The 7,204-nt window shown below is 66.2% G+C and carries 3 protein-coding genes and 1 pseudogene; 1 reads left to right on the top strand and 3 read right to left on the bottom strand.

Features of this window, described 5'->3' with window-relative positions; translation table 11 throughout:
- Positions 1 to 93: 93 nt before the first annotated feature.
- A pseudogene (locus J2744_RS12430) lies at positions 94 to 1,281 on the top strand (transposase); the annotation flags it as partial.
- A gap of 354 nt (positions 1,282 to 1,635) precedes the next feature.
- Here J2744_RS12430 and katG read toward each other — a convergent pair.
- From katG to J2744_RS12415, 3 genes are all read right to left on the bottom strand, one after another.
- On the bottom strand, positions 1,636 to 3,771 hold the full coding sequence (gene katG / locus J2744_RS12425) for a catalase/peroxidase HPI (RefSeq protein WP_210113668.1): 2,136 nt from the start codon (positions 3,769 to 3,771) through the stop codon (positions 1,636 to 1,638).
- Positions 3,772 to 4,099: 328 nt separating this feature from the next.
- The gene (lpdA, locus tag J2744_RS12420; RefSeq protein WP_210113667.1) at positions 4,100 to 5,527 is read right to left on the bottom strand and encodes a dihydrolipoyl dehydrogenase; all 1,428 of its coding nucleotides are present in this window, start codon (positions 5,525 to 5,527) and stop codon (positions 4,100 to 4,102) included.
- Positions 5,527 to 7,200 (bottom strand): 2-oxo acid dehydrogenase subunit E2, encoded by a 1,674-nt coding sequence (locus J2744_RS12415; RefSeq protein ID WP_210113666.1) that lies wholly within the window; start codon positions 7,198 to 7,200, stop codon positions 5,527 to 5,529. The genes lpdA and J2744_RS12415 overlap by 1 nt, the downstream gene beginning before the upstream one ends.
- Between the last annotated feature and the right edge of the window lie 4 nt (positions 7,201 to 7,204).

The following is a 7,204-nucleotide window of genomic DNA, read 5'->3' as shown; positions in this document are numbered from 1 at the left end:
AGCTGGTCCTCGTGGATTTCACCGTCTGCTTGCTTGGTATTAGACACACCTTCAGCAAGCAGACGTCTCAACTAACCGGCTTTGTGATGTACTGAAAATGCAGGTGTCGGAATTCCACGTGAACCGGAACGAAATCCTCGGCACCACGATGACGAGTCTGGTGAGTTAGAACCAGCCGATCAAACCACGTTGGAGCAGGCAGAGAAGGTCACCGACCACGTCAGCCATATCGTGTTCCCGGCGTTTTCGCTGGACCGTGGGGACGGCTGTGAGATACACGAGAACGCCTACTGGGACCTCCAGACGTATCTCGGATTGCGCGAGCGGCTGGCTGCGAACGAAGGAGCCCGCAGTTTCATTCATGAGTCCTCGCGGGATCGAACACCACTCGGACACGCCCACCGCATTCGAGATCTCTCTATCCAGCAGATTCGCGAGATGTACCGACAGGCGGTCCGACAGCTGATCAATGAACTCGCAGAGACGAAGGAGTTCTATCGAGCCGGAATCGTCGCCATTGACATCACCGAAGCCGACCCCTTCACAGGCGACCGCACCGGACACGAAGACGAGATAATTGGAACGAAAGAGAAGAACGACGAATACGCCCACCAGTGGGCGACAGTCCAGCTGGTCGGCAACGCTGTTCCACTCGTCCTTGATGACCGCCCAGTACGGAAAGGCGAGTCACGGATAGAGATCGTCGAGGACCTGCTCGACTCTGCCCAGGACCTCGTTTACGTCGATAACGTGCTGATGGACCGAGAGTTCGACAGTCAGCACATCTTGGAGATGATCAGCCAGCGCGGGCTTTCCTACGTCGTTCCCAAGCGGATACAGACCAGCGAAAAAGCCCAGGCCAAGCGGTTGCTCCAACGGGGTCAGGACTGATACGAAACCGACCGGAAGCTCCATCTCGGGAAGAACGAATGGCACGAGACGACGCTGATCTACCGTCAGAAAGAGGACTCCGAGCATGACGATCACCGGCAGTACTCGGTGTTCATGACGAATCGGGGGAGTGGACACCTCACGGAGTACGGCTACCGTTGGGAAATCGAGAGTGGATACAAGTCGATCAAACGCTTCATGGCTGCTACCACGTCGAAGAATTTCGGGCTTAGATTCTTCTACTTCGCGTTTGCGTGTCTGCTGTACTCGATCTGGCGATCCGTCGACTTGCTCGTTCAGGTCGCGTTGACTGGTAAGTACGAGCACTCGCCGATGGTGACGGCAGATCACACACTGACGCTGCTGAAGAAGGAGACTGGAATCGGTTAGCGAGACACTCAGTCTGGGTTAGCCCGCGGTCTGAGTGGCTACACTATTGGACGTCTGAAAAATCTGCCCATACGATTGGGGGTTTGACAAGAATGGCCGCTTGGAGACTGATCTGGAGCAGTTTCCGTTGACCGAATCGGTCAAATTCACGCATCACAGGCCCGCTAAACCCACTGTAGTCTCAACTTCCATACTGGTCGCAGCTCACCGACGGGCCGGGGGCGCATCGCGAACCGCGAGGCTTCCGTCGATGACGCAATTCGGCGGCGAACTCCCGAACGACGAGCTACCGGACAACGAGAGGCGGATCCGAGACGGTTCGAAAAAGAAAACCGGACCGCGGCGGCGACCGCGTTACTCGAGGTCGAAGCGGTCGAGCTTCATGACCTCGCTCCACGTCGCGGCGAAGTCCTCGACGAACTTCTCCTCGTCGCTCGCGTACACGTCCGCGATGGTGCGGAGCCGCGCGTTCGACCCGAAGATGAGGTCGGCGCGCGTCGCCTCCCACTCGACCTCGCCGGTCTCGCGGTCGCGGATCTCGAAGACGTCCTCGTCTTCGGTGACCGCGTCCCACTCGTACTCCATGTCGAGCAGGTTCGCGAAGAAGTCGTTGGTGAGCGTTCCGGGCCGGTCAGTGAAGATTCCGCGGTCGGAGTCGCCGTAGGTCGCACCCAGCGCGCGCAGGCCGCCGGCGAGCACGGTCATCTCGGTGGCGGTCAAGTTCAGCAGGTCCGCCTTGTCGACCATGAGGTCCTCGACGTTCTCGTCCGCGTCGCCGAGGTAGTTGCGGAAGCCGTCGGCCTTCGGCTTGAGCGCCTCGAACGACTCCTCGTCGGTCTGCTCCTGCGTGGCGTCGACGCGGCCGGGTTCGAACGGCACCTCGACGTCGTAGCCCGCGTCGGCCGCGGCCTGCTCGACGGCCGCGGTCCCGCCGAGCACGATGAGGTCGGCGAGCGAGACGCGGACGTCGTCGGACCGCGACTCGTTGAACTCCGCCTGGACATCCTCGAGCGTCGAGAGGACGTCGGTCAGCTGCTCCGGCTCGTTGACCTCCCAGCTCCGCTGCGGTTCGAGGCGGATGCGGGCGCCGTTGGCGCCGCCGCGCTTGTCGCTGTCGCGGTAGGTGGACGCCGCCGCCCACGCGGTCTTGACGAGTTCACCGACCGACAGCTCGGAGTCGAGGAGCTCGGACTTCAGCTCCGCGACCTCCGCGTCGCCGATCGCGTCGTAGTCGGCGTCCGGCAGGGGGTCCTGCCAGAGCATCGTCTCCTCCGGGACCTCGGGACCGAGGAACCGCTCCGGCGGGCCCATGTCGCGGTGGATGAGCTTGTACCACGCCTTCGCGAACGTCTCCTGGAACTCGTCGGGGTCGTCGCGGAACTCCTCTAAGACGGCCCGGAAGTCGTCGTCGTGCTTCAGGGCGACGTCCGTCGTGAGCATCATGATGTCCTCCTTGTCGGAGGGGTCCGCGACGCCGGGCGCGGCGTCGTCGAGCTCGTCGTTCTTCGTCGTCCACTGCCAGGCGCCGCCGGGACCCTTCTCCGGCTCCCAGTCGTAGCTGAGCAGGTTGTTGACGTAGCTCATGTCCCAGACGGTCGGGGTGGCGTTCCACGGTCCCTCGATGCCGCTGGTGATCGCGTCGGGACCCTTCCCCTCGCCGAACTCGTTGTCCCAGCCGAGACCCTGGAGGTCGATGGGGGCGTCCTCGGGTTCGGGACCGAGGTTGTCGCCGTCGTCAGCGCCGTGGACCTTCCCAAACGTGTGGCCGCCGGCGATGAGCGCGACGGTCTCTTTGTCGTTCATCGCCATCCGGCTGAACGACTGCCGGATGTTCTTTGCCGAGCCTTCCAGATCTGGCTCGCCGTTGGGACCCTCGGGGTTGACGTAGATGAGGCCCATCACGGTGTTGCCGAGCGGGGGCTTCAGGTCGCCGTTCTCGTCGAAGCGCTCCTCGGAGGTCACCTCCCACTCGCTTTCGGGACCCCAGTCGACGGCGTCGTCGCCCCGGAAGTCGTCCTCGCGGCCGCCCGCGAAGCCGAACGTCTCGAAGCCCATCGACTCGAGCGCGACGTTCCCGGCGAGCACGATGAGGTCGGCCCACGAGAGCTTGCTGCCGTACTTCGTCTTCACCGGCTCCAGCAGCCGCCGGGCCTTGTCGAGGTTCACGTTGTCCGGCCAGCTGCTGATCGGCGGGAGGCGCTGGTGTCCGCCGGACGCGCCGCCGCGCCCGTCGAGCGAGCGGTACGTCCCGGCGCTGTGCCACGCCATCCGGATGAACAGCGGTCCGTAGTGCCCGTAGTCGGCCGGCCACCACTCCTTCGAGTCGGTCATCACGTCTTCGAGGTCGGATTTGACCTCCTCGAGGTCGAGCTCCTCGAACTCCGCCGCGTAGTCGAAGTCCGCGCCGTACGGACTGATGTCGGCGGAGTTCTGATCGAGTAGCTCCAAGTCCAACTGGTCCGGCCACCAGTTTTGAGTATTACTAACCATCAAGAAATAGTCGGTCCTCGTCGCTCATAATATTGTCTAATTCGGAGAGAGAAACATCGTTATACCAGAGGGATTGTATCGAAATAATGAAGTTCTATTTGTGGATCTGCGAAGTCGGTGCCGGGGACCGCCGCGTCTATCTTCGAGGGTTGAGGGACCGAGAGACGGCAGTCGGAGCGCAGGCTGTTCGGGAGTCTGACAGGTTAGGGAGCAAAAGGGAAGATCGCAACCGCGACCCAGAAGGGCTGTCAGTCACCGCGAGTGCGACGCGTTCTCATCGGACCGCGAGAGCGACGCGTTCGGCGGTTCAACGTCAACTGCGATCCGATCAGCGGTTCAGCGTGTGGATCGCCTGCCCGCGCGCGTTCTCGGCGGCCTCCATCACGGCCTCCGCGAGCGTCGGGTGGGTGTGGACGGTCGCCGCCACGTCTTCGAGCGTCGCGCCCATCTCGATCGCGAGCGCGACCTCGGCGATCAGCTCCGAGGCCTCCGGCCCGACGATCTGCGCGCCGAGCACGAAGCCGGTCTCGTCGTCGGCGACGATCCGGACGAACCCCTCGGTGTGGCCGGTCGTCATCGCCCGCCCGGAGGCGTTGAACGGCATCTCGCCGACCGCGGGGTCGAAGCCGGCGTCTTCGGCCTCGCTCTCGGTCATCCCCACCGTGCCGATCTCGGGGTCGGTGAAGACGGCCGCGGGGATCGCCTGCTGGTCCATCGCGGCCGGCTCGCCCGCGATAACCTCGGCGGCGACGATCCCCTCCTTCGAGGCGGCGTGCGCGAGCATCGGGTCGCCGGCGACGTCGCCGACGGCGTGGATGTGCTCGACTCCCGTACGAGTGCGGTCGTCGGTGTCGATGAACCCTCTCTCGTCCGTCTCGATCCCGGCGTTCCCCAGGTCGAGACCGTCGGTGACCGGCTGGCGGCCGACCGCGACGAAGATCTTGTCGACGCCGTACGACGACTCCTCCCCCTCCTCCGTCTCGGTGTGGAGGAGGTAGCCGCCGTCGGGCGCCTCCGACCACTCGCTCGCGCCCTCGCCGAAGTGGAACTCGACGCCCAGCTCCTCGGCGCGGTTGCGGACGATCCGCTTCACGTCGTCCTCGTAGGGGTCGAGGATGTCGGCGAGCATCTCGACGACGGTCACGTCGGCGCCGAGCTTGGCGTACGTCGTCGCCAGCTCCATCCCGATGTAGCCGCCGCCGACGATCCCGAGCCGGTCCGGGACGGTGTCGGCGTCGAGCGCGTCGGCGGAGCTCCAGACGTGGTCCTCGCTAAACTCGAAGCCGGGGATCTGGATCGGCCGCGAGCCGGTCGCGACGATCGCGTGTTCGAACGACAGCGTCTCGGACCCCTGCCCGTCGCCGCCGTGCGCGACGCGGACGGTGTTCTCGCCGACGAACGAGGCGGTCCCCGGAACGAGGTTCACGCCGTTGGCCTTACAGAGCTTCTCGACGCCGCTCGTCAGCCGGTCGACGACGCCGTCCTTCCACTCGACCATCCTCCCCATGTCGACGGCGGGGTCCGCGTGGACGCCCATGAACTCCGCGTTGCCGGCCTCGTGGGCGAGTCCGCTGCCGGTGATCAGCGCCTTCGAGGGGATGCAGCCGCGGTTGAGACAGGCGCCCCCGTAGGCGTCCTTCTCGACCAGCGTCGTGTCGAGTCCCTCCTGTGCGGCGCGGATGGCGGCGACGTAGCCGCCCGGTCCCGCCCCGATGACCAGTACCTCCGTTCCCGTGGTGACGTCTCCGACGACCATTATTCGTTGAGTAGCAGCAGGGGGTTTTCTAAGCGTTCCATGACGGTGTTCGCGAACTCGGCCGCGACCGCGCCGTCGACGACCCGGTGGTCGATCGACAAGGAGAGCGGGAGCGTCGGCGCCGGGACGACCTCGCGTTCCCCGTCGCGCTCGCGCACGACCGGGCGCTCCTCGATGGCGCCCAACCCTAAGATCGCGGTCTCGGGGTAGTTGATGATCGGCGTGGCGTACTCGCCACCGATGGCGCCGAAGTTGGTGATGGTGAACGTGCCGCCCTTCATCTCCGCGGGCTTGAGCTTGCGCTCGCGGGCGCGGGAAGCGAGGTCGTTCACCTCCGCGGCCAGCTCGAAGAGCCCCTTCTCGTCGACGTCCTCGACGACCGGGACCATGAGTCCGGCGTCCGTCGCGACCGCGATCCCGAGGTTGTACTCGCCTTTCAAGACTATCTCCTCGTCGTCCTCGCGGAGCTCGCTGTTGAGGTACGGGTGTTCCTTCAGGCCGGCGACGATGGCCTTCATCACGAACGGCATGTAGGTGAGCTTCACCTCCGCCGCTTCCGCCTTCGGCTTCAGCTCCGCGCGCGCCTCCACGAGCGCGTCGACCTCGGCGGTGTCGTGGTGGGTGACGTGCGGCGCCGTGAACTTCGACCGCTCCATCTGCTTCCCGATGGTCCGCCTGACGCCGCGGTAGGGGACGGTCTCGTCGCCGGACACGGGCGTGGTAGAACCTGCGGAAGCAACGTCCGTCGCGGTCGGTTCCGCGCCCTCGTCGACTTCGGCCGCTCCCGGTTCGGGCGTCGACTCCGCGGCCGACTCCAGCGCGTCCGCGTACGCCCGGACGTGGTCGGCCGTGACGAACGCCTCGCCGTCGCGGGTCTCGTCGGTCGGCACGTCGTCGAGGTCGACGCCGCGGTCGCGCGCGACCTTCCGCGTCGCGGGCGTCGCGAGCGTCGTGTCGCGGCCCGCCGGCTCGGGACCCCCGGCAGAAGTCGTCGCCGAGGCGTCGGCGGAGCCGTCGTCGCCGCGCTTGCTGACCGCGGACTTCCGCCCCGCCGATCCGGCGTCGGTCGGCGTCGGGGAGGGTCGCGGTTCGGGACCGTCGTCCGGACCGTCCGCCTCGGCGGATCCGGCGTCGCCCTCGGCGTGCGCTCGCACGTCGGCCTCGGTGACGCGACCGCCGGGACCGCTCCCGTCGACGGACGCGACGTCGACGCCGAGTTCGCGGGCGAGCCGGCGGGCCGACGGCGGCGCGAAGGTGCGCCCGGAGGGCGTGTCGAGTTCGCCGGGTTCGGCGTCGCCCGGCCCGCCGGCGGCCGCGTCCGGTTCCGGCTCCGGCTCGTCGGCCGGAGCCGAGTCGACTTCCGGTTCGGCCTCGGTCTCCGCGTCGTCGCCGGCCGCGTCGTCGCCCGGCGTCTCCTCGCCGCCCCCCTCCTCGTCCACGCGGAACGAGATGATCACGTCGCCGACGGGGACCATCTCCCCCTCCTCGACGAACAGCTCCTCGACGACGCCGTCGTAGCTCGACGGCACCTCGACGAGCGCCTTGTCGGTCTCGACCTCGGCGACGGGCTGGTCCTCCTCGACGCGGTCGCCGGGCGCGACCAGCCACGAGACCAGTTCGCCCTCCGCGACGCCCTCGCCCACGTCCGGCAGCTTGAACTCCTTGACTGTCATGCGT

Origin of the sequence: Halorubrum trapanicum (assembly GCF_017873555.1) — an archaeon.
Lineage (GTDB): Archaea > Halobacteriota > Halobacteria > Halobacteriales > Haloferacaceae > Halorubrum > Halorubrum trapanicum.
The sequence above is the reverse complement of the archived record's forward strand: the minus strand, read 5'-3'. Positions and strand labels throughout refer to the sequence as shown.